The following is a 20,339-nucleotide window of genomic DNA, read 5'->3' as shown; positions in this document are numbered from 1 at the left end:
GGTGGGGAGCTGGCTCGACGTCCTCGGCTTCCGCCAGAGGCATCACGGGACCAGGTAGATGACCGCGAACAGGCCGATCCACACGATGTCGACGAAGTGCCAGTAGTACGAGACCACGATCGCCGAGGTGGCCTGCGCCGGAGTGAACTTGCTCAGCCGGGTGCGGATGAGCAGGTACACGAACGCGATGAGGCCGCCGATGACGTGCAGGCCGTGGAAGCCGGTGGTCAGGTAGAACACCGTGCCGAACGCGCCGGACGGGATCGTCACGCCCTCGTGCACGAGGTTGTAGTACTCGTAGGCTTGGCCGCCGACGAAGATCGTGCCCATGACCAGCGTCGCGATGTACCAGCGGCGCAGGCCGAACACGTCGCCGCGCTCGGCGGCGAAGACGCCGAGCTGGCAGGTGAACGACGAGGCCACCAGGATGATCGTGAACGGCAGCGCGTACGGCACGTTCAGGTGGATCGGCTCGCCGCCCTCCAGCGGGGGCGGCCAGACCCCGGTGCTGTTCTGCGCCTTGACGGTGAAGAACATGGCGAAGAGTCCGGCGAAGAACATCAGTTCGCTGGACAGCCAGACGATGGTGCCGACGCTGACCATGTTCGGCCGGTTCAGCGAGTGCACACGCTGGCCAATGGAGGGCGCTGCTGCAGTCACGGGTCGCATTATGTCTTGCGAGAAGTCGAGTCGCCCTGTCGGGTCGTGCGTAGACCACGTCACACTTGACGAACGGACCGGAAGGCTGGGACATGGGATTACGCGATTGGGTTCGCACGCTGTTCACCAGCGGGAAACAGGCGGAAACCGACCTGGACGACCCCTCGCTGACCGTCGTGGCGGCCTCGTTCGACCATGCGGAGGCCGCGTCGGCCGCTCTTGCCCGCGCGAGCGCTTGGCGGCCGACTGAACCGGCCGTGCTGCGCCACTATCTGACCCTGCCGCAAGATCGTTTGGCCGATGCGGCGGCATTGATCGCTCAAGATGGGTACGAGCTGCGGGAAAACCCGGCCGACGACGACGGTTTCGCCCGCGTTTTCGCGGTCCGGGCGCAGGTTCTGGACGCCCTGCGGTGCGCCCAGGAAAGATCGAGAATGGCCAGTCTCGCGCAGCGCTTCGGCGGCGAGGCGACCGGCTGGGACGCCTTGCAGACCGGCGGACGTGAGACCGATAACATCGGGGCTCCCGACCAGGTCTCTCGCGAAGGACGCCGCGCATGAGCACTGCCCCGCTGAAGATCCTCGTGTTCAGCCACCGGCCCGAGGTACGCGAGACCATCGTCACAGCCGTGGGCCGCCGTCCCGCCGCGGACATCGGCCGGGTGGCCTATGTGGAGGTCGGGACCGTCGCCGAGGTCCTGATGGAGATGGACGCCGGTGAGATCGATCTCGCCATCCTCGACGGCGAGGCGCAGCCCACCGGCGGCATCGGCCTGTGCAGGCAGCTCAAGAACGAGATCACCGACTGCCCGCCGATCGTGATCGCGGTGCGCCGCAAGGACGACCGGTGGCTGGCCACCTGGTCGCAGGCCGACGCCGTGGTGGTGCACCCGCTCGACCCGCTGACCGCCGCCGAGACCGTCGCCGACGTGCTGCGCGCCAAGCGCCTGCCCGTGGCGCGGGGCTGACCCATGACCCGCACCTGGCCGAGCCTGCTCAATCAGCTCATCGGGAGAACCGACCTCTCCGCCGAGGACACGGCGTGGGCGATGGACCAGATCATGTCCGAGGCCGCGACCCCGGCGCAGATCGCCGGGTTCGCCGTCGCCCTGCGCGCCAAGGGCGAGACGCCAGCCGAGGTCTCGGGCATGGCCGAGGGGATGCTCGCGCACGCCCGGCTGGTCCATGTCGACGGGCACGCGGTGGACATCGTCGGCACCGGCGGCGACCAGTCCCACACGGTCAACATCTCCACCATGAGCGCCCTGGTCACCGCGGCGGCGGGGGTGCCGGTGGTCAAGCACGGCAACCGGGCCGCGTCGTCGCAGTGCGGCACCGCGGACGTGCTGGAGGAACTCGGCGTCGTGATCGGCCTGCCGCCGGACGCGGTGGCGACCTGCGTGCGCGAGGTGGGCATCGGGTTCTGCTTCGCCCCGGTGTTCCACCCGGCGTTCAAGGTCGTCGGCCCGCCGCGGCGCGAGCTGGGCATCCCCACCGCGTTCAACGTCCTTGGCCCGCTCACCAACCCCGCCCGCCCCAGCGCGGGCTTGATCGGCTGCGCGAACGCGGCGATGGCCCCGATCGTGGCCGCCGTGTTCGCCAAGCGCGGCGCGAGCGTCCTCGTCGTCCGAGGCGACGACAACCTGGACGAGATCACCACCACGACCACCACGGCGACCTGGGTCGTCACCGGCGGCACGGTCCGCGAAGACCGCATCGACCCCGCCCGCCTCGGCGTCGCCCCGGCCTTGCCGGAAGCCCTGCGCGGCGGCGACGCCGCGTTCAACGCCCAGGTCGTCCGCGACCTCTTGGCGGGCAAGACCGGCCCAGTCCGCGACGCGGTCATCCTCAACGCGGCGGGCGCCATCGCCGCCTTCCGCGGCCTCACCGCCGACCTGCACGCCGACCTGGAATCCGGCCTGGCCCAAGCCGCCCAGGCCATCGACTCTGGCGCGGCGGCGACCCTCCTGGACCGCTGGACGACCCGCTCCACCGAACTCGCGTCCTAGCCCACCCAACCGAACAGCCGTTGCCACGGGCTACCGGGGAGCCGTCCCTCCTGTCGCACGGCGAAACCACGGCGGCGATGGCGGGCTCCGGTCATTCCTCGACCGGGGGAAGGCCTTGAGCCTTGCGGATCTGGTCGAGGACCGCGGCGACCGCGTCGAGGCTTTCCGAGGGAAGCCCGACCGCGCGCAGCGCTATTGAGCGAACGCCAGCCTGGTGCAGTTCGTCGAGCATCGCGAGTTGGCGAGCGGCCTGGTCGGCGTACTCGGAGTCCACGAAGTAGGCGGTGGAAACGCCGAAGAAGCGGGCCAAGGCGGCGAGCAGGTCGGGCGCGGGGTTGCTGCGCTTCCCGGTGCGGATCGCTGAGAGGTAGGCACCACTGACCTTCAGGTCGGGGTTCGCCCGCTTGATCTCCGTGGCGACGTCGTCGTTCGTCCAGCGCCTGCCCTGAGGCCTGCTGGTGCGGAACAGGTTGTCCAAGCGTTCGGCGAGGACTGGTCGATCTCCGTCAGCGGCCATGCCGCCCTCCGATGGTTCCAGCGCCCCCGCGCTTACGACGCTATCAACTGACAGTCGAATTTTCCCTGTGAGAAGCGTCATGTCGGCAACTCGGGCGGCAATGGCTACCGTCGATCAAGTCAACTGCTAGTTGAATCAAGTCATCCAGTAGTTAATGACCTGTGCGTCAGAGCAGGTCACGCGCCCGGATGGCAGCAGGATGACAACGGATGACGTCATCAACGGTACGGGGTGCCTCGCCTCGGCGGCGGCGGAAACAGCGAACGCGCCTGCGCCTGCCAGACGAGTGAATCAACCGGGAGAACCGTGGCGGTGGGGACCGCCAGGTGAAATTGGGGGAGCAGATGAGTCAACCTTTCCTGAGTAGACTGGCCGACTTCGGGTCGGCGGCCGCGATGACCTTTGGCGGCGAGACCGTCACCTACGACCGGTTGGCGGCGCTGGTGGCGGGGTGGCGCGATCGCATCGACCGAGCCGGGGTGCGGCCCGGCGCCGTCGTCGCCCTGGAGGGCGGCCACTCGCCCGCCGTGTGCGCCGCCCTGCTGGCGCTGGTCGAGCGCGCGGCCATCGTGGTGCCGCTGACCACGGTGACCCCCGCTCAGCGCGCCGAGTTCCACGAGATCGCACAGGTGGAGGTGACGCTCACCCCTGCCGCGGGCGACGACGCCTTCGCGATGACCGGCCGCACCGCCAGCCACGACCTCTACGCGACCCTGCGCGCGGCCGGGTCGCCCGGGTTGGTGCTGTTCAGCTCCGGCACGTCGGGGCGCAGCAAGGCTTCGGTGCTTGACTTCACCAAGGTGCTGGCCCGCTATGGCGAGCCGACCCGGCCACGGCGGACCCTGTCCCTGCTCAACCTCGACCACATCGGCGGCATCAACACCCTGCTGCACACCTTGAGCCAGGGCGGCGCGGTGGTCACGGTGCCCGAGCGCACGCCCGACGTGGTGTTCGCCGCGATCGCCGAGCACCGGGCGCAGGTGCTGCCGACCACGCCGACGTTTCTCAACATGGTGCTGATCTCCGGGGTCTGCGAGCGCTACCGCACGGACTCCCTCGAATTGGTCACCTACGGCACCGAGCCGATGCCGCCGCGCACCCTGCGGGGCGTGCGGGCAGCCCTTCCGCACGTCCGGCTCAAGCAAACCTACGGGCTCTCGGAGCTGGGCATCCTGCCGACCCGCTCGCGCGGGGACGACTCGCTGTGGGTGAAGCTCGGCGACGCGGGCTTCGAACACAAGATCGTCGACGACATCCTGTGGATTCGCTCGGAGATGGCCATGCTCGGCTACCTCAACGCGACCGCGCCGTTCGACGAGGACGGGTTCTTCAACACCCAGGACGTCGTGGAGACCGATGGCGAGTGGCTGCGGGTGCTGGGCAGGCGCTCGGAGATCATCAACGTCGCCGGGGAGAAGGTCTACCCAGGCGAGGTCGAGAACGTCCTGCTGGAGATCGGCAACATCGCGGAGGCCACGGTCGCGGGCAGGCCCAACCACGTGACCGGCATGGTGGTGCAGGCGACCGTCCGACTGGTGCGGGATGAGGACGAGCGCGAGGTGTCGCGCCGGGTGCGAGAGCACTGCCTGCGCAGGCTTGACGCCTACAAGGTGCCGATGGTCGTGCGAGTGGCAGGCGGGCCGCTGCACTCGGAACGGCTGAAGAAGATTAGGAGCGCGCCGTGACCCCGCCCGGGGTCGCGGTGGTCAGTGGGGGCAGCCGGGGGCTCGGCAAGCTCCTGGTGCGTCGGCTGCTCGCCGAGGGCTGGCGGGTCGCCACGTTCAGCCGCAAGGCCAACGAGTTCACCGCGGAGACCGCGCGGACCGCGGCGGAGCGCTTCCACTGGGCCGCGCTCGACCTGGCCGACGTCGGTGCGATCCGCGGCTTCGTCACCGACGTGGTCACCCGGTTCGGCGGCATCGACCTGCTGGTCAATAACGCGGCCATCCTGCGGCAGGGGCTGTTCGTCACGATGCCGGAGCCGCAAACGAAGGCCATGGTCACCACCAACCTGCTCGCGCCGATCCTGCTGACCCAGGCCTGCGCGCGGGCGATGACCCGGCGCGGTGGCGGCCAGGTGCTCACCGTGTCATCGATCAACGCGGTACGCGGATACCGGGGCGTGGCCGTCTACACCGCGACCAAGGCGGGCATGGACGGGCTCACCCGTTCACTCGCGACCGAACTGGGCGCGTTCAACATCCGGGTGAACTCGGTGGTCCCCGGCTTCTTCGATAGCGCTCTCACCGACGGGGTCACCGAGGAAAACCGGGCCCGCATCACCCGGCGCACGCCGCTGGGCAGGCTCGCCACCGGCGCCGAGATCGCCGATGTCGCGCTGTTCCTGGTCTCCCCCGCCGCCTCGTTCATCACCGGACAAACCATCGTCGTAGACGGAGGAATCACATGCTGACCATCGCAAGCGTGCGCGCGGTTGTGGATCGGGAGATCCGGGAACTGCTGGCCGAGATCGGGGGTGAGGACGGGGGCCCGATCGACGGGCGCAGCGCCCTGCACGAAATCGGGTTGAACTCGCTGATGCTCGCTCGGCTGCTCATCCAACTGGAAGCGGAACTAGGTGTCGACCCGTTCGCCGCCGACGAAGTGGCCATCGTCGACATCCGCTCGGTCGACGAGTTGGCCGAGGTGTACCGGCGGGCGCTGAACCCGGCCCCGGTCGGGCCATGACCGCCACGACAGGCAAGGGAGCCGCGATGTCCCCTTCACGTTTGTCCTACGCGACCATCGATGACTACTTAGGCCCGAGCGCGACCCGGTTCTTTGGCGCGGGGTACCGCCGGGTGCACTACGACGTGCGCGACGTGGCGCTGCCGGGCGGACCGGACGACGCCCTACGGGCGACGGTAACTGTGCGCTATCCGGCCGACTGGTCCCGCAAGTCCCTCGGGACGGATCTCCGGCCGCACCTGAGCAGCGTCGACACGCTCGTGCTCGGCGCCCAATTCGCCGAGGCACACCTCGCCGCGCTGCACGGTCTCGACGCCGCCACCCGGCGGCGGATGTGGCTGCGCCGGGTCACCCTGCGGGCCGGGACCACCCCCCAGGAAGACCTGGTCGGATTGCCCGCGTCGGCCAAGGTGACCGCGGCCAGGGCCACAGTCGACGGCACCCGGGTGTCCACTGTGGAAATCATGATCGGCGCGATGCGCGCAACCGTCGAGATCGAGCACGCCACCAGCGGCGTCGCCGTCGGGCAGGCGGTTCATCAGTCCATTGTGGATGTTCTTGGCCCGGCCGCTGACCGGTTCTTCGGCGACGGCTTCAAATCCAGGGCGCTGACCGTGGCGGAGGTCGACGCCGATGTGACCCAAGGCCGGGCGGGGGCGCTGGTGCACCGCGCGAACGTCCCGACCGGCGCTGACGGCGTCGAAGGCGCCTACCAGCCTTCGGTGTCCATGGTGGACTGTTTTGTGGTCAACCTCCAGTTGGCCCAAGTGCTCATGTACGAGCTGGACTCGCTGACCCGGGGCGGCAGCGACACGCTGTGGATGATGCAGACGACGCTGACCGCGGCCGACCCCGTTCGGCCGTGGCGGGCCCCGATGCCCGCCCACCTCGCGATCACCGGCAGCCATCTGCTGCCGCTACGCGGCCAGACCTGGCGCAACGTGGTCATCGACGGCGGCATGGGCGGGATCTCGATGCGCAGCTCCCTCGCCCACCGGCTCCCCGAGTCTTCTGGAAGGACGTCATGAAACTCGCTGTCTCCGGCACCTATTCCTCAGGCAAGACCCTTACCGTGATGGCGTTGTCGCACTACACCGGCATTCCGCGCACGCTGGCAAAGACGATCCGGGAGATCCTGCCCGCCGCGGTGCCCGGCAAGTCCCTGGCCGAGTGCACGCCCGCGGAGTACCTGCAACTGGCCATGCGCAGGCACGTCGGCCGCGCCGTGCATGAGGGCAGGTTGGCCGACGGGTTCATCTCCGACGGCTCGTCGCTGCAAGAGTGGATCTACGGGGCGGTCCGGGTGCTCTACGGGATGAACCCGAGTGTCACCGCCGAACGCCTGGAGACGGTGCCGCGCGCGGAGCTGTCGCAGGAGATGCTGTTCTTCGAGGCGGTCGTCGCGCAGTACGGTCACGCGTTCAAGCAGCATGTTCGCGAGACCTTCGACGCGTTCGTGCACCTGCGCAACGAGTTGCCGCTTGCCGCCGACGGCCACCGGCCCATGAATGACCGGTTCCGCGCCACCTGCGACGACATGCTCTTGACCACGCTGGACGAACTGGAGATGCCCTACCACGTGGTGGGCGGCACGCTGGAGGAACGCCTGGAGACGATCACCACGCTGCACTCCCTGCCGGTCGTGCTGGGGATCGAGGAGGCGGTGGCGCGCGCCCGCGAGGAGTACGCGCTGCTCGACACCCGGCTGGAGACCGAGCGCGTCAAGTCGACGGCGGCCTGAGACGACCATGGCCGCATCCGCTACCCGCGCGGCGTTCATCGACGTGGACAACGCGCTGCTGAGCGCGCGGGGCCGGGCATGGCTGCTGGCCCAACGCCTCGCCGGGCGCCGCGAGGACGACTTGGTGCGGCTTGCCGCGCTGTGGTTCGGCCCCGACGGAAAGCCGGGCCTGTTCGACGAGCGCGTCCGCGCCGCGGTGCGCCGCCACCGCGGCGCGGGGCAGTCGGTCGTGCTGCTCTCGGCGTTCGTGCCCGCCCTGCTCAACCCGATCGCCAGCGCGCTGGGCGCCGAGGCGGTCATCTGCTCGCGGCCACAGGTCCGCGACGGGCGGCTCACCGGGCACCTCGACAAGGCGATGACCGGGGCCGCCCGGATGACCGCCGTGCGAGCCCTTGCCGACGCCCACGGTGTCGACCTGGCCCGCTCGTCGGCCTACGCGGGCAAGCCCGGCGATCTGCCGCTGCTGAATGTGGTGGGCAGCCCGGTGGTCGTCGGCGACGATCCGGTGCTGGCCCGGCACGCCTCGGCCAGGGGCTGGCCGAGGTGGCCGTGGCCTGCCAGCGGGCCCAGCGGGTCCTGTCCGTTCGACCGGCTCAGCGACCGGGAGCTGCAAGTCCTGGATCTGCTCGCGACGGGCTGCTCGAACCTGGCGATCGGCGAGCGCCTGCGGGTGAGCCTGAAAACCGTGGAAGCCCACGTGCGCAGCGTCTTCACCAAGCTCGACCTCGAACAACGCCCGGACGAGCATCGCCGGGTGATGGCGGCCGTGACCTATCTGGGCACGGGCCAGCACTGCCAGACAACCGCGCCACCAAGGAGATGACATGACTGACACCCTGGAAACCCCCGGCAACGTGGGGGAGTTCGACGCCGTGGACGGCACGGCTGACGCGTCATGGTTCGTGCACTTCATGGACCTGGCGAACAAGCTGCCAGAGTACGTCGCCATGCGGGCCGGACTGGCGCGGACCATGGGCGAGCTATCCGGCCGGACCGTGCTCGACGTGGGCTGCGGCACCGGTGACGACGCACGCGAGCTCGCGGCGCTGGTCGGACCATCGGGCCGGGTGCTCGGCACGGATCTGAGCGAGGCGATGGTCGCCGAGGCCAAGGCGCGCGGCGCGGCCCCGGACCTGCCGGTGGACTTCGTGGTCGCCGATATGTGCGCGCTGCGATTCGACGACGGAGCCTTCGACGCCACCCGGGCGAAGCTGGTGCGCCAGCACTGCGCCGACCTCGACGCGGCAGACGACGAACTGGTCCGGGTGACCAAGCCCGGTGGCCGGATCGCGGTGTTCGACTACGACTTCGAGACCCTCACCGTCGACCACCCGGACCGGGCCGTGACCCGGACGCTGGTTCACTGCTGGGTGGACGGGCACCGCAGCGGCTGGAACGGCAGGCAGCTCGTCCGCCGGTTCCTCGACCGGGGCCTGCGCGAGGTAACACTGACCCCGCACACGGTGCGGCTGCCGTTCGGGTTCTTCCGCGCCTCGCTTGAGGGCAAGCTCGCCCAAGCGCAGGAGTCCGGGCAGCTCGACCTGTCGGCGGAGGCGCTCGCGGCGTGGTGGCAGCCGTTGTTCGCCGCGCAGGAGCGAGGACGGTTCTTCGCGTCCCTGACCGGGTTCGTGCTGGGCGCTACCCGCTAAGCGCCTGCCGGTCGTCAGCGACCGGCAAGTCCTGGCTGAGCAGCAGCGCCCGCAGCAGGCTGGAAAGCTGCTCGCGGGGGCCGGGGCCCATTCGATCGATCACCTCGGCGGTCGCGGCCGAGTGCGCCAGCACGGCGGACTCGGCCAGCGCCAAGCCCCGCTCGGTGAGGGCGACCAACAGGGAACGGCGGTCGCGCGGGTCGAGCCTGCGGTTGACCAGCTCTCGTTCCTCCAGCCGGGCCAGCCGCTTGGTGAGGCCACCGCCGGAGATCATCAGCCACCGGTTCAGCGCGCTCGGCGAGAGTTCGTGGGCCGGGCCGCTGCGCAGCAGGGTCGCCAGCACCTCGAACTCGCCGGGGTCGAGGCCGAAAGGACCGAGGGTGTCGGTGGCCAGCTTCTCCAGCCGCCGGGCCAGCAGACTGATCCGCTTGGAGACGGCCATCTGCCGCAGCGCCAGGTCGTAGGTCGACCAGGACCACTGCGCCAGCATGCGGTCGATCTCATCGACCTCGTCACGACCGTCCATGGCGACCAGCCTAGCAACACGAGAACCCACTTGTTCGCCAGCAAATATCTCACTGGCGAATTATTTACCAGCGTAGTAATCTTCTGGCCAAGAGGTCCGCGACAGTGGAGGCAACATGAGCAGGAGGCCGAAGTGAGCACGCCCAGCACGACCCGCGATCCGAACACCCAGGCAGGCGCGGACACTGGGCGCGACGGTTCGCCGCTCCGCCTCGCCATCGCCTTCCTGACCCTGCTGGTGATCGGCACCGACCTGTTCGTGGTCTCGCCGCTGCTGCCCGCGATCGCCGCGGAATACAGGGTCTCGACCGGCGTGGCGGGCACTTCGGTCACGGCCTTCTCCCTGGCCTACATGCTGGGCGCGCCGCTCGGCGGCGCCCTGGCCGATCGGGTGGGCCGACGCGGCGTGCTGGTCATCGGCCTCACCGGGTTCGCCCTGGCCAACGTCCTCACCGGGCTGCCGCTGGGCTTCGGTCCGCTGCTGGTCGCCCGGGTGCTGGCGGGCCTCTTCGCGGCCGGGGTGACTCCCTCGCTGCTGGCCCTGGTCGGCCAGTCCGCGCCGCCCGCCCGCCGGGGGTTCTGGATGTCCACCGCTATGGCCGGTTTCCTGATCTCCCTGACGACCGGGGCGCCGACCGGCACCGCGCTCGCCGCCGCCCTGGGCTGGGAGTCGGCTTTCTTCGGCATCGGCATCCTGGCCGCGGTCCTTGTGGTGGCGAACCGGGTGGTCTGGCCCCGGAGCGCGGGCGCCGCCCCCACCGGGCCGGGAGCGGCCACAATCCCACTGGGCGCCAAGCTGCGGGCGGTGTCGGTCACCGGGATCTGGGCGTTCGCCGTCTACTCCTTCTACACCTACCTCGGGACAGGACTCGAAGAGGTGGCCGGGATGTCGACCGGGGCCGTGGCCGCCGCGTTGATCGTCTATGGACTCGGCGCGGTCGCGGGCAGCCTCAGCGGCGGAAAGCTGGCCGACCGGTACGGCGCCGGGCGTGTGGCCACCGGTAGCCTGCTGCTGCTGGCGGCGGCCCTGCTCCTGGTGACCCTGCTGGTCGAGGCCCCCGCCTGGCTGCTGATGGCCGCCCTCGGGGTGTTCGCCCTGACCGCCTACCCCTGCCTGCCCGCCTACCAGTCCCGGCTCGTGGCGGCATTCCCGACGGCGAGCGGGTCGGTCCTGGCCTGGAACAGCTTCTTCATGTACCTGGGCACCTCCCTCGGCGCGGCGATCGGCGGGGTGCTGCTGTCCTCGGCTGGTTTCCGCTGGATTCCGGTGGCGGGCGCGATCACCGCCGTCGTCGGCGCCGTCGTCTACAACCGCTGGTCCCTGCCCAAGCGGACCTCAGCCGAGGAGGTCGGGTGACCGGCTCGGCCATCCCGGTGGTCCTGCGGATCAACGGCCGCGAACATCACCTCGCGCTCGAACCCCGGGTGACCCTGCTCGACGCCCTGCGCGAGGTGGCGGGCCTCACGGGGACCAAGAAGGGCTGCGACCGCGGCGAGTGCGGGGCGTGCACCGTCCACGTGGACGGCAGGCGGATCAACTCCTGCACCACCCTGGCCGTCATGCACGTGGACCGCGAGGTGACCACGATCGAGGGGATCGGAACACCGGACGACCCTCATCCGATGCAGCAGGCCTTCGTCGCGCGCGACGCGCTCCAGTGCGGCTACTGCACGCCGGGCCAGATCATGTCGGCGATCGCGTGCGTCGCGGAGGGGCACGCGGGCAGCGACGCGGAGATCCGGGAGTGGATGAGCGGCAACATCTGCCGGTGCGCCGCTTATCCGCAGATCGTCGACGCGGTGCGGGACGCGGCGGCGGTGCGCGATGCGTGACTTTGGCTACCTGCGCGCCACCGACGCGGACAGCGCGCTCGCGCTGCTGGCCGGGCGGCCGGACGCGCGGCTGATCGCGGGCGGAACCGACCTGCTGAACCTACTCAAAGAGGATGTCGAGACAGCGGGCCTGCTACTCGACATCAACTCGATCGGCCTAGACGCGATCGAGGACGGCCCCGATGGGCTCACCCTCGGCGCGCTGTCCACATTGGACCGAGTGGCGGCGCACCCCGCGGTGCGCGCGAACTATCCCCTGGTGGCGTGGGCACTGGAATCCTCGGCGTCACCGCAACTGCGCAACATGGCCACGATCGGCGGAAACCTCATGCAGCGCACCAGGTGCCCGTACTTCCGGACCGACCGGTCAGTGCCGTGCAACAAGCGCGAACCTGGCTCGGGCTGCGCAGCCGCGGAGGGCAAGCACCGGTCCGCGGCCATCTTCGGCTGGAGCGAGCAGTGCGTCGCCACCCACGCCTCCGACCTCGCCGTCGCACTGTCCGCTGTGGACGCGCGCGTTCGGCTGCGGTCGGCCGAGAGCGAGCGCGCGGTCGCGATCGGCGATTTCCTGCGGCTGCCGGGCGACCGACCGGAACGGGAGACCGAACTGCGGCCGGGCGAGATGATCACTGCCGTCGAGGTGCCCCGGCTCGCCCCAGGCGCGCGCTCGGGCCACCTCAAGGTGCGCGAGCGCGCGTCCTTCGAGTTCGCGCTCGTCTCGTGCGCGACCGTGGTCGAGGTCGACGGGGACCGGGTCTCCCGGGCCCGAATCGCCGTCGGCGGCGTCGCCGCCCGGCCGTGGCGGCTCACCGAGGCCGAACACGACCTAGTGGGCGCCCCGCTGTCCGCCGAGCGGGTGCGCGCCGCGGTCACGCTCTCCTTCGCGGCGGCGCGTCCCCTGCGCGACAACGACTTCAAGGTCGAACTGGGGATCAGGGCGGCGGTTCGCGCGGTGCTGCAAGCAGGTGAGCCGCGATGACCCCGCCCGCAGCACGCGCCCGGGTGGACGGGCTGATCAAGGCCTGCGGCACGGCCAGGTACGCCGCGGAGTGGCCCGCCGAGGGCCTGCGCCACGCGGTGATCGTGCCCGCCACCGTGCCCTCGGCCACCGTCACCGTCCTGGACACCACCACCGCGGAGACCGCACCCGGCGTCGTGGCCGTGCTCACCCACCGCACGGCCCCCCGCCTCTCCCCCGCTCAGGGCGCGCCGTACGGCGGTCGGCTTCCGTTGCAGGATAACCAGGTTCGCTACGAGGGCGAGCCGATCGCCCTAGTCGTCGCCGACCGACTGGAGCAAGCCGTCGCCGCGGCCGCGCTGGTCCGCGCCGAGTACGCCCAGCACTCGGCGGCGACAGACTTTCACACCGTGGCCGAAACCGTGACGCCCACACCGCCCGCGCGCTGGGGTCCGGCCGACACCGAGGTCGGCGATCTGGTCGCGGGCATTGCGGCGGCCGATGTGGTGGTCAGCGGCGAGTACGCCACCTCGGCCCGCCACCACAGCCCGATGGAGACCTCGGCGACCCAGGCCGAGTGGCGGGACGCGTCGCTGACGCTGCGTGACGCCACCCAGGGCGTGTTCAACGTGCGCGCGGTGATCTCCTCGACCTTGGGTTTGCCAGCCGAGCGGGTCCGGGTGATCGCCGAGCACACCGGCGGCGGCTTCGGCAGCAAGGGCTACGTGTGGCCGCACCAGATCCTCGCCGCGATGGCCGCGCGGGAACTCGGCGGCGCGGTCCGCCTGGTGCTCACCCGCGCGCAGAGCTTCACCTCGCACGGCTACCAGCCGCCCACCCGGCAGCGAATCACCCTCGCCGCGACCCGCAAGGGCACCCTGACCGCCATCCGGCACGACTCCCTCAATCCCACCGCGACCTACGGCGGATACGCCGAAATGGCCGCCAACGGCAGCCGCGTGGCCTACGCGTGCCCGGCCATCACCACCACCCACCGGGTCGCGCCTGTCGCCTCGATCCTGCCGACGCCCATGCGGGCGCCGCACGAGGGACCGGGAATGTTCGCGCTGGAATCGGCAATGGACGAACTGGCCTGCGAACTCGGGATCGACCCGCTCGACCTGCGGGTGCGCAACCACGCCGACACTGACCCCACCAGCGGGGAACCGTTCTCCAGCAAGGAGTTGCTTGCCTGCTACCGGGAAGGCGCACGCCGCTTCGGCTGGGCCAGGCGCACCCCGGAGGTGGGGTCGATGCGCGAGGGAAACCTGCTTGTGGGCTGGGGCATGGCCACCGCGGTGATGGCGACATTCCGCTTCCCGGCCGCCGCCCGCGCCAGCGTGCGCGCGGACGGCGCGGTCCTCATCGAGGCGGGCTGCCAGGAGATTGGCACCGGCACGTACACAATCCTGCCGCAGATCGCCGCGGCCGCACTGGGCTGCCCGCCCGACCAGGTCACCCTGCGGCTGGGCGACACCACACTGCCGCAGACCGGAATGACCGCTGGGTCTTCGACCGCGCTCAGCGTCGGATCGGCGGTGAACGCGGCGGCTCAAGCGCTGGCCGGGAAACTGACCGCCATGGCCTCGGTGGACACCGCCGTGCGACTGGACGGCGCGAACCTGGTCATCGAGGACGGGCAGGCCACGACCGTCGCACTCGGCGAGCTGTTCGCGGCCCAGGGAGTCGACAGCGTCACGGCGGACGGATCGTGGACGCCGCAAGACGAGGGACGCTCGATGCACAGCTTCGGCGCGGTGTTCGCCGAGGTGGCCGTTGACGCGGACATCCCGGTCCCCCGAGTCCGCAGACTCGTCGGCGTATACAGCGCGGGCCGGATCATCAACCCGCTGACCGCGCGCGGCCAGATGACCGGCGGGATGGTCTGGGGCATCGGGCAAGCGCTGCTCGAACGCTCGGTCATGGACCCGAAGCTGGGACGGTTCGTGTCCAAGAACCTCTCCGGTTATTTGGTCCCGGTCAACGCCGACGTGCCGGACCTCGACGTGTCATTCATCGACGAGCACGATGCGCACGCAAGCACGATCGGCGCGCGCGGCATCGGCGAACTCGGCGCCGTCGGCGTGTCGGCGGCCATCGCGAACGCCGTGCGCCACGCCACCGGCGTGCGGGTGCGCGAACTGCCCATCACCCCGGAGGTGCTGCTGTGACTCCTGGTTTCGACCGCGTGCTACGGGCGCCGGTCGTCGTCGCGCTGCTGGTGCTGGCTGGCTGCCAGCAGCAGCCGCGAAGCGGACCGCCGTTCCCCGCCATAGAGTCCCAGGTGGACGCTTTGGTCGATCGGGTCCGGACCGAGAACGGCTTCACCGTCGACCCGCGCGACGGCACGACGCCCACGTCCGGGTACGTCGTGGCGACCGACACCGGCGTGCGGGTGGTGCCCGCGGCGGGGTTCTTCACCGACCAGGGCGACGAAATCGTGCGCGGATACCTGCGCGACAACGCAGGACTGCTCTCGGAGGACCCTGATCTGGACGTGGGCGCCTGGTACAACCGGGAAAGCGAGCAGGTGGTGCTCAGCCTGGTGCGGCTGGCGTCGGACAAGGCGACCGCGATGCGGCTGGCCGTGGCGAACCGGCAGCGGTTCGTGTTCGACCTCGACGCGGGCCTGGACATCGAAACCGGCTATCCCACCGAGCGGATCGAGGTCAGCGCCCCGCCCGCTGGTACGCCACGAACTGTTGCGTCACCGCCGTGAGCCACTCGATCTCGCCAGCCAGGTCGGTCCGGTCCGGCCCGCGCTTCGCGTCCCCGCCCGCCCGAAGTTGCGCGGTGGCGATGGCGACCGGCAACCCAGTGCCCGGCGAAGGCGCACCGTGTCCGGCGGCGAGGTCTGCCAGCGCGCTGTCGACCTCCGCCCGGATCGCCCGGCGCGCGTCCTGGATCTCGACAACCCGCCGGTACAGCCAGAAATCGATGTCGCGCACCCGCAGCAGTTCCCGCCACCGTGGCCCGGGCGGGGCCAGCGCCACCCCGGGAACGGCCTTGTCCAAGGCTTTCCACAGCGGATAGAGGGCAAGATGCGCACGGTAACTGCGAAACCACTGACCGGCTCGCGAAAGTCGCGGCCCGATTGTCGGCACCGCCCAGCCGACCAGGGCCAGGGCCGACCCGATGTCACCGCAGGCCCAGGCGAGCGGCTCCAGGCCGCGCAGGTCGCCGCCGAGTTGCCCGGCCACGATATCGGCGATCCTGACCCCGCAGTAGACCAGGATCGTGGCTGCCCCGACGGTGGTGACGACCATGCCGCGGCGCAGCCAGGACGGCGGGGCGATCCGGGCGAACCGGGCGCAGTTGCGCACGACGTCGAGCTGTCCCACGACGCACCCGACAATGTAGATCACCAGGTACGGGGCCGAAGAGAGCTGGTGGGTGTAGGTCACGTAGAAGTCGTGGAACTTCTGCACCCTGGGGCGGAACAGGAAGAACGTCGTGACGAAGCCCGCGATCATCACCGCTGTCAGCAGCAACCGGATCCGCGCTTGGCGGCCCGCCCGGTCGGCCGGGTACGTCCAGTGCGTCATCAGGACCTGTTGCGCTCCGGTCAAGGCGAGCACCGACACCGCGGAAATCAGCCCCGCGCTGTTGACCACGCCGGTCAGCCGGTCGATGAGGCTGTAGAGCGGGGGCAGCAGCACGAGGTAGCCGAGCGCGGAAAACCCCACGTAGACACAGAACGCGGTATTCGCGACGTCCCGGGGGTCGCGCAGCAGCGCACCTGCGCGCATGGCCAGAAAGGCCACCCCGACAGTCAGGCACACCAGGTGCAACACGGTCGTCAACCAGCACCGCCGGTCAGGGAGAACGACCGTTCCAGCCGTTCCAGCACGGCCTCGGCCTCGGGAGCGGCGGCATGCGCCGGGCCGGGCGCGGGCGGCTGGACCCGCCGCAGCAACAGCGAGGCCATCACCTCCGCCTCGACCTCGTGCTCCTCGGCGTACTCGGCGCGGCGGAGCATGTCGCGCACCAGCGCGGGGTCCAGGCTGGGGAACAGCAGCCGTGCGGTCGTGTCGTCCACCGGGCCCACGCCGCGGTGATCGCAGATGATGTGCGCCAGCTCGTGGGCGATGATGTGCTCCTGGTGGGTTGTGGTCGTGTCCGCCTCGTAGATCACGAGATCGACCGCGGGCAGCGCGAGCCACAGCCCGGAGCACTGCGACGCGGGCAGTGGGGCGGGCATCAGGTGGATGAGCCTGCCGGTGCGTCTGCTGAGAAACCCGACAAGCCCGGTCACGTCGGTCGGTGCCGGGATGGCGAGTCCAGCCAGGCGTTCCTCGCAGTCCCGCAGCACCTGGGTGATTCGCCTGCGGGAAACCCGTGCGAAAGGCGACATCGCGTCTGTTTGCTCCTCGGGTGAGGCGTGCGTACAGCCCGCAAAAGCGGCACGTGACTCATCGAGAGTGCCCGATCGGCGCAATAGCCACAACCGGATCGTGGCTATTCGGTGCGGGCAATCAGGTGAACCGTGGGCCGTTCAGGTGACGTCGACGACGATTTTTCCGATTTGCCGGTTCGATTCCAGGTACCGGTGCGCGGCCACGATCTCCGACAGCGGGAATGTCCGGTCGATGGTCGGCCGCAGCCAGCCCGCGCGCAGCCCGTCGAGGACGAACCGCTCGCCGCGGCGCCTGCGCCGCTCGTCCCGCATCACCTCGAACACCGTGTACCCGCGCAGCGACAGCCCCTTCGACACCGCCACCCTCGGGAACGGCGTCGGCATGCCGCTGAGGCTGCCATAGACGAACACCGTGCCACCCGCCCCGGTCGCCTCGGCCAAGTTTGCGACACCGGGGCCTGCCACCGGGTCGAACACCACCCGTGCGCCCCGACCACCGGTGTGTCGCAGGATGCCGTCGCGGATGTCCTGCTCCGCGCCGACCACGACCTCCGCCGCGCCCGCCGCCCGCAATGCCGCGGCTTTGGCCGCGGTGCGGGTGATCGCTACCGGCACGGCTCCGACATGGTTCGCGATCTGAATCGCAGCGAGCCCCACGCTGCTCGACGCGGCGTTGAGCGCGACGACATCACCCGAACCGAGGCCCGCGATGTCGACCAAGGCACCATAGGCGGTGAGATAGGGCATCCACACCGCCGCGCCGCACGCCATGTCCACGCCGTCCGGCAGCGGGGCCAGCGCGGTGGCGGGCACGACAACCCGTTCACCGTAGACTTGGTAGTCGTTCATCGAGAACACCGGCAGCACGCTCACGCGGTCGCCAACCGCGAAACCGTCGACCCCCGCGCCGAGTGACTCGACCGTGCCTGCGGCCTCGTAGCCCAGTCCGGACGGCAGACTGGCAGGCTGTTCGAGGTAGCGGCCTGCCCGAAAACTGGCCTCGGCCCGATTGAGGCCGATCGCCGCGACCCGCACGACCACCTCGCCCGGCCCCGGCTCACCCGGGTCGTGGTCCTCGATCCGCAGAACCTCCGGGCCGCCGAGCTCGTGAAAACGCACGACGCGTGTCATGTCGTCAGGTTCCTTCAACTCGGCTGGGCGGGATCGGTGAATGTGCGGTGACCGAGCTGGCGCATCAGGTCGACGAAGTCGAACAGCGCCGTCCGCTCCACAATTTTGTCGCCACGGAAGCGGTCGATGCCGACGGCGGCGAAGTCCGCTCTTCTGCCGCTGGCGGGCAGCCCCCGGAACTCGCCGAGCTGGGTGCCCACGACCCGCACCCGGGTGATCACCACGTCCCCCTCGGCGATCTGCTCCTGCACGGTGTCGACCACATCGGGAAACGCGGCGCGGAAGTCCCGCACCCAGGTCCGCACCCCGCCCGGTCCCCGCAACCCGAACTGCGGCCAGAAGAAGTCCGCCGCGAAGATCTCGTCGGCGAGGTGTAGCTCGTTGTGGGTGATGATCCGCTCGAACAGCATCCGCGCGCGCCGTTTGCGGTCGTCCGACGAGAGCCGCGGACGTGCCAGGACATTCATACCGCTCCCCCAGATTCCAACCGAATCGTTGGAACTAGGCTAGGCATGACCGAGGAGATCGTCAACGCCCGGCGGAAACGGAGGCCGAGATGGCGTGGAACACCGCCGAGACCCGGCGCAGGCTCAAGGAGGCCGCCACCGCGGAGTTTGCCGCCCACGGTCTACACGGGACGACTATGGACCGCATCGCCCGCAGCGCCGGGATCAACAAGGAGCGGCTGTACTCCTACTTCGGCGGCAAAGAGGCGCTGTTCGCCACCGTGCTTGGCGAGGAACTCGCCGCTGTGGCCGCGGCCGTGCCGCTGGCTTCCCTACGGACCGAGGACGTTGGCGAGTTCGCAGGCCGCGCCTTCGACTACCACTTGGCCCATCCGACGCTGGTCCGACTGCTGCACTGGGAGGGGCTGGCCTACCAGGGCGCCATCCCCGACGAGGCGGCCCGCACCGAGTACTACCGGGTCAAGGTAGAGGCGTTCGGCGCCGCGCAGGCCGAGGGCGTGCTCACCGACCGGCTCGACGCCGCGCACCTGGTGTTCCTCGTGCTGTCGCTGGCCTCGTGGTGGTTTGCGGTGCCCCAAGTCGCCAGGATGCTCACCGGGGCCGAGGCCGACGACCGCGACGAGGTCGCCCGGCGGCGGGCGACCGTGGTCGAGGCGGCGCGCAACCTCGCTGCGGCTAAACGGTAAGGGTTGGCCCTGATGCGGCGAGTGGGCCCGCGGTCCTAGCGTCCTCGCGACGAACAACAGCAGGACCGAGGAGGCTGGGCCCGTGATCCGGGAATACGCAAGACTGATCACTTCGGAGTCGGTCACTGAGGGCCATCCGGACAAGATCTGTGACGCGATCAGCGACTCGGTGCTCGACGCGCTGCTGTCGAAGGACCCCCGGTCTCGGGTGGCCGTGGAGACACTGGTGACCACCGGTCAGGTCCATGTCGCGGGTGAGGTGACGACCGAGGCGTACGCGGACATTCCCAGCATCGTCCGTGATGTGATCCTGCGGATTGGGTACGACTCGTCGGCCAAGGGCTTCGACGGCAACTCCTGTGGTGTCAACGTCGCCATCGGGGCGCAGTCGCCGGATATCGCGCAGGGTGTGGACACCGCGCACGAGACTCGGGTGGAGAACGCCTCCGACGAGATCGACCGGCAGGGCGCGGGCGATCAGGGTCTGATGTTCGGCTACGCGTGCACCGACACCCCGGAGTTGATGCCGTTGCCGATCGCGTTGGCGCACCGGCTGTCCCGCAGGCTCACGAAGGTCCGCAAGGACGGTGTGCTGCCGTATCTGCGTCCGGACGGCAAGACTCAGGTGACCATCGAGTACGACGGTGACAAGCCGGTGCGTCTGGACACGGTGGTGGTCTCCAGCCAGCACGCCGACGGCGTCGACCTGGAGAAGTTGCTGGGTGTGGACGTGCGTGAGCAGGTCGTGCTGCCCGAGTTGGCCGAGCTGGATCTCGACACCGCCGAGGTGCGGTTGTTGGTCAACCCGACCGGTCGGTTCGTCATCGGCGGTCCGATGGGCGACGCGGGCCTGACCGGCCGCAAGATCATCGTGGACACCTACGGCGGCATGGCCCGCCACGGTGGTGGCGCGTTCTCGGGCAAGGACCCGTCGAAGGTGGACCGCTCGGCGGCGTACGCGATGCGGTGGGTCGCGAAGAACGCGGTCGCGGCGGGTCTGGCCTCGCGGATCGAGGTGCAGGTCGCGTACGCGATCGGCAAGGCCGCCCCGGTCGGGTTGTTCGTGGAGACCTTCGGCACCGAGAACGTCGACCCGCTCAAGATCCAGTCCGCGATCCG

Annotated in this window: 24 protein-coding genes; 17 read left to right on the top strand and 7 right to left on the bottom strand. The window is 70.1% G+C overall.

What is annotated here, in order from left to right; translation table 11 throughout:
- Nucleotides 1–42: 42 nt before the first annotated feature.
- On the bottom strand, nucleotides 43–669 hold the full coding sequence (gene ctaE / locus ACZ6SD_RS30255) for an aa3-type cytochrome oxidase subunit III (RefSeq protein ID WP_465320425.1): 627 nt from the start codon (nucleotides 667–669) through the stop codon (nucleotides 43–45).
- A gap of 56 nt (nucleotides 670–725) precedes the next feature.
- On the opposite strand from ctaE, the gene ACZ6SD_RS30250 reads away from it, so the two are divergent.
- Genes ACZ6SD_RS30250 through trpD form a run of 3 tightly spaced genes read left to right on the top strand, consistent with a single transcriptional unit; the run spans nucleotide 726 to nucleotide 2,668 of the window.
- Nucleotides 726–1,220: a ribonuclease E inhibitor RraB gene (locus ACZ6SD_RS30250; RefSeq protein WP_465320424.1), complete on the top strand. Its 495-nt coding sequence runs from the start codon at nucleotides 726–728 to the stop codon at nucleotides 1,218–1,220.
- Nucleotides 1,217–1,627 carry a hypothetical protein gene (locus ACZ6SD_RS30245; RefSeq protein WP_465320423.1) on the top strand — a complete coding sequence of 137 codons (411 nt, stop codon included), beginning with the start codon at nucleotides 1,217–1,219 and terminating at the stop codon, nucleotides 1,625–1,627. Before ACZ6SD_RS30250 ends, ACZ6SD_RS30245 begins: the two co-directional genes overlap by 4 nt.
- A 3-nt stretch (nucleotides 1,628–1,630) precedes the next feature.
- On the top strand, nucleotides 1,631–2,668 hold the full coding sequence (trpD, locus tag ACZ6SD_RS30240) for an anthranilate phosphoribosyltransferase (RefSeq protein ID WP_465320422.1): 1,038 nt from the start codon (nucleotides 1,631–1,633) through the stop codon (nucleotides 2,666–2,668).
- Between the two features lie 91 nt (nucleotides 2,669–2,759).
- Here the strand turns inward: trpD and ACZ6SD_RS30235 are convergent, their stop codons facing one another.
- A complete protein-coding gene (locus ACZ6SD_RS30235; RefSeq protein ID WP_465320421.1) occupies nucleotides 2,760–3,185 on the bottom strand; it encodes a helix-turn-helix domain-containing protein in 426 nt (141 codons plus the stop codon).
- Nucleotides 3,186–3,529: 344 nt separating this feature from the next.
- Here ACZ6SD_RS30235 and ACZ6SD_RS30230 point away from each other — a divergent pair, with 344 nt between their 5' ends.
- Genes ACZ6SD_RS30230 through ACZ6SD_RS30200 form a run of 7 tightly spaced genes read left to right on the top strand, consistent with a single transcriptional unit; the run spans nucleotide 3,530 to nucleotide 9,263 of the window.
- Complete coding sequence (locus ACZ6SD_RS30230; protein WP_465320420.1) at nucleotides 3,530–4,870, top strand: class I adenylate-forming enzyme family protein; 1,341 nt, start codon at nucleotides 3,530–3,532, stop codon at nucleotides 4,868–4,870.
- A complete protein-coding gene (locus ACZ6SD_RS30225; protein ID WP_465320419.1) occupies nucleotides 4,867–5,598 on the top strand; it encodes an SDR family NAD(P)-dependent oxidoreductase in 732 nt (243 codons plus the stop codon). Before ACZ6SD_RS30230 ends, ACZ6SD_RS30225 begins: the two co-directional genes overlap by 4 nt.
- Complete coding sequence (locus ACZ6SD_RS30220; RefSeq protein WP_465320418.1) at nucleotides 5,592–5,873, top strand: acyl carrier protein; 282 nt, start codon at nucleotides 5,592–5,594, stop codon at nucleotides 5,871–5,873. The genes ACZ6SD_RS30225 and ACZ6SD_RS30220 overlap by 7 nt, the downstream gene beginning before the upstream one ends.
- A gap of 26 nt (nucleotides 5,874–5,899) precedes the next feature.
- A complete protein-coding gene (locus tag ACZ6SD_RS30215) occupies nucleotides 5,900–6,901 on the top strand; it encodes an AvrD family protein (protein ID WP_465320417.1) in 1,002 nt (333 codons plus the stop codon).
- Entirely contained in the window at nucleotides 6,898–7,614 is a 717-nt protein-coding gene (locus ACZ6SD_RS30210; RefSeq protein WP_465320416.1) for an AAA family ATPase, read from the top strand. The genes ACZ6SD_RS30215 and ACZ6SD_RS30210 overlap by 4 nt, the downstream gene beginning before the upstream one ends.
- A 7-nt stretch (nucleotides 7,615–7,621) precedes the next feature.
- A complete protein-coding gene (locus tag ACZ6SD_RS30205) occupies nucleotides 7,622–8,437 on the top strand; it encodes a haloacid dehalogenase-like hydrolase (RefSeq protein ID WP_465320415.1) in 816 nt (271 codons plus the stop codon).
- Between the two features lies 1 nt (nucleotide 8,438).
- Nucleotides 8,439–9,263: a methyltransferase domain-containing protein gene (locus ACZ6SD_RS30200; protein WP_465320414.1), complete on the top strand. Its 825-nt coding sequence runs from the start codon at nucleotides 8,439–8,441 to the stop codon at nucleotides 9,261–9,263.
- Here the strand turns inward: ACZ6SD_RS30200 and ACZ6SD_RS30195 are convergent.
- Nucleotides 9,253–9,789, bottom strand: a complete 537-nt coding sequence (locus tag ACZ6SD_RS30195; RefSeq protein ID WP_465320413.1) for a MarR family winged helix-turn-helix transcriptional regulator — start codon at nucleotides 9,787–9,789, stop codon at nucleotides 9,253–9,255. The two genes, ACZ6SD_RS30200 and ACZ6SD_RS30195, sit on opposite strands and share 11 nt — an antisense overlap.
- Before the next feature lie 132 nt (nucleotides 9,790–9,921).
- On the opposite strand from ACZ6SD_RS30195, the gene ACZ6SD_RS30190 reads away from it, so the two are divergent.
- From ACZ6SD_RS30190 to ACZ6SD_RS30170, 5 genes are read left to right on the top strand one after another with little or no spacing between them, the layout of a single operon-like run.
- Nucleotides 9,922–11,145: an MFS transporter gene (locus ACZ6SD_RS30190; protein WP_465320412.1), complete on the top strand. Its 1,224-nt coding sequence runs from the start codon at nucleotides 9,922–9,924 to the stop codon at nucleotides 11,143–11,145.
- Between the two features lie 11 nt (nucleotides 11,146–11,156).
- Complete coding sequence (locus tag ACZ6SD_RS30185) at nucleotides 11,157–11,621, top strand: (2Fe-2S)-binding protein (protein ID WP_465320435.1); 465 nt, start codon at nucleotides 11,157–11,159, stop codon at nucleotides 11,619–11,621.
- Nucleotides 11,614–12,600, top strand: a complete 987-nt coding sequence (locus ACZ6SD_RS30180) for an FAD binding domain-containing protein (protein WP_465320411.1) — start codon at nucleotides 11,614–11,616, stop codon at nucleotides 12,598–12,600. Before ACZ6SD_RS30185 ends, ACZ6SD_RS30180 begins: the two co-directional genes overlap by 8 nt.
- Nucleotides 12,597–14,750, top strand: coding sequence for a xanthine dehydrogenase family protein molybdopterin-binding subunit (locus tag ACZ6SD_RS30175; protein WP_465320410.1), 2,154 nt, complete (start codon nucleotides 12,597–12,599; stop codon nucleotides 14,748–14,750). Before ACZ6SD_RS30180 ends, ACZ6SD_RS30175 begins: the two co-directional genes overlap by 4 nt.
- Nucleotides 14,747–15,298: a hypothetical protein gene (locus ACZ6SD_RS30170; RefSeq protein WP_465320409.1), complete on the top strand. Its 552-nt coding sequence runs from the start codon at nucleotides 14,747–14,749 to the stop codon at nucleotides 15,296–15,298. Before ACZ6SD_RS30175 ends, ACZ6SD_RS30170 begins: the two co-directional genes overlap by 4 nt.
- Here ACZ6SD_RS30170 and ACZ6SD_RS30165 read toward each other — a convergent pair.
- The 4 genes from ACZ6SD_RS30165 to ACZ6SD_RS30150 form a co-directional block, all read right to left on the bottom strand.
- Nucleotides 15,249–16,373 carry an MAB_1171c family putative transporter gene (locus ACZ6SD_RS30165; RefSeq protein ID WP_465320434.1) on the bottom strand — a complete coding sequence of 375 codons (1,125 nt, stop codon included), beginning with the start codon at nucleotides 16,371–16,373 and terminating at the stop codon, nucleotides 15,249–15,251. The genes ACZ6SD_RS30170 and ACZ6SD_RS30165 overlap by 50 nt on opposite strands.
- Before the next feature lie 5 nt (nucleotides 16,374–16,378).
- Nucleotides 16,379–16,933 carry a toxin gene (locus tag ACZ6SD_RS30160; RefSeq protein WP_465320408.1) on the bottom strand — a complete coding sequence of 185 codons (555 nt, stop codon included), beginning with the start codon at nucleotides 16,931–16,933 and terminating at the stop codon, nucleotides 16,379–16,381.
- Between the two features lie 141 nt (nucleotides 16,934–17,074).
- A complete protein-coding gene (locus ACZ6SD_RS30155) occupies nucleotides 17,075–18,067 on the bottom strand; it encodes a zinc-dependent alcohol dehydrogenase family protein (RefSeq protein WP_465320407.1) in 993 nt (330 codons plus the stop codon).
- Between the two features lie 14 nt (nucleotides 18,068–18,081).
- Nucleotides 18,082–18,534: an ester cyclase gene (locus ACZ6SD_RS30150; RefSeq protein WP_465320406.1), complete on the bottom strand. Its 453-nt coding sequence runs from the start codon at nucleotides 18,532–18,534 to the stop codon at nucleotides 18,082–18,084.
- A gap of 89 nt (nucleotides 18,535–18,623) precedes the next feature.
- On the opposite strand from ACZ6SD_RS30150, the gene ACZ6SD_RS30145 reads away from it, so the two are divergent.
- The gene (locus ACZ6SD_RS30145) at nucleotides 18,624–19,220 is read left to right on the top strand and encodes a TetR/AcrR family transcriptional regulator (RefSeq protein WP_465320405.1); all 597 of its coding nucleotides are present in this window, start codon (nucleotides 18,624–18,626) and stop codon (nucleotides 19,218–19,220) included.
- 103 nt (nucleotides 19,221–19,323) lie between these two features.
- Nucleotides 19,324–20,339 (top strand): methionine adenosyltransferase (gene metK, locus ACZ6SD_RS30140; protein ID WP_465320433.1); only part of this gene is annotated, 1,016 nt, incomplete at its 3' end.

It is taken from the genome of Actinokineospora sp. NPDC051303, from assembly GCF_055586285.1.
Note: the sequence above shows the minus strand (reverse complement) of the source record. Positions and strands in the feature narration are given on the sequence as shown.

What these genes read in the sequence shown, in the direction of transcription:
- ACZ6SD_RS30215 (WP_465320417.1), top strand. Translation starts at nt 5,900, where the DNA reads ATGTCCCCTTCACGTTTGTCCTACGCGACCATCGATGACTACTTAGGC.
- ACZ6SD_RS30160 (WP_465320408.1), bottom strand. Translation starts at nt 16,933, where the DNA reads ATGTCGCCTTTCGCACGGGTTTCCCGCAGGCGAATCACCCAGGTGCTG.
- ctaE (WP_465320425.1), bottom strand. Translation starts at nt 669, where the DNA reads ATGCGACCCGTGACTGCAGCAGCGCCCTCCATTGGCCAGCGTGTGCAC.
- ACZ6SD_RS30230 (WP_465320420.1), top strand. Translation starts at nt 3,530, where the DNA reads ATGAGTCAACCTTTCCTGAGTAGACTGGCCGACTTCGGGTCGGCGGCC.
- ACZ6SD_RS30195 (WP_465320413.1), bottom strand. Translation starts at nt 9,789, where the DNA reads ATGGACGGTCGTGACGAGGTCGATGAGATCGACCGCATGCTGGCGCAG.
- ACZ6SD_RS30235 (WP_465320421.1), bottom strand. Translation starts at nt 3,185, where the DNA reads ATGGCCGCTGACGGAGATCGACCAGTCCTCGCCGAACGCTTGGACAAC.
- trpD (WP_465320422.1), top strand. Translation starts at nt 1,631, where the DNA reads ATGACCCGCACCTGGCCGAGCCTGCTCAATCAGCTCATCGGGAGAACC.
- ACZ6SD_RS30175 (WP_465320410.1), top strand. Translation starts at nt 12,597, where the DNA reads ATGACCCCGCCCGCAGCACGCGCCCGGGTGGACGGGCTGATCAAGGCC.
- ACZ6SD_RS30205 (WP_465320415.1), top strand. Translation starts at nt 7,622, where the DNA reads ATGGCCGCATCCGCTACCCGCGCGGCGTTCATCGACGTGGACAACGCG.
- ACZ6SD_RS30200 (WP_465320414.1), top strand. Translation starts at nt 8,439, where the DNA reads ATGACTGACACCCTGGAAACCCCCGGCAACGTGGGGGAGTTCGACGCC.
- ACZ6SD_RS30245 (WP_465320423.1), top strand. Translation starts at nt 1,217, where the DNA reads ATGAGCACTGCCCCGCTGAAGATCCTCGTGTTCAGCCACCGGCCCGAG.
- ACZ6SD_RS30210 (WP_465320416.1), top strand. Translation starts at nt 6,898, where the DNA reads ATGAAACTCGCTGTCTCCGGCACCTATTCCTCAGGCAAGACCCTTACC.
- ACZ6SD_RS30145 (WP_465320405.1), top strand. Translation starts at nt 18,624, where the DNA reads ATGGCGTGGAACACCGCCGAGACCCGGCGCAGGCTCAAGGAGGCCGCC.
- ACZ6SD_RS30150 (WP_465320406.1), bottom strand. Translation starts at nt 18,534, where the DNA reads ATGAATGTCCTGGCACGTCCGCGGCTCTCGTCGGACGACCGCAAACGG.
- ACZ6SD_RS30155 (WP_465320407.1), bottom strand. Translation starts at nt 18,067, where the DNA reads ATGACACGCGTCGTGCGTTTTCACGAGCTCGGCGGCCCGGAGGTTCTG.
- ACZ6SD_RS30220 (WP_465320418.1), top strand. Translation starts at nt 5,592, where the DNA reads ATGCTGACCATCGCAAGCGTGCGCGCGGTTGTGGATCGGGAGATCCGG.
- ACZ6SD_RS30180 (WP_465320411.1), top strand. Translation starts at nt 11,614, where the DNA reads ATGCGTGACTTTGGCTACCTGCGCGCCACCGACGCGGACAGCGCGCTC.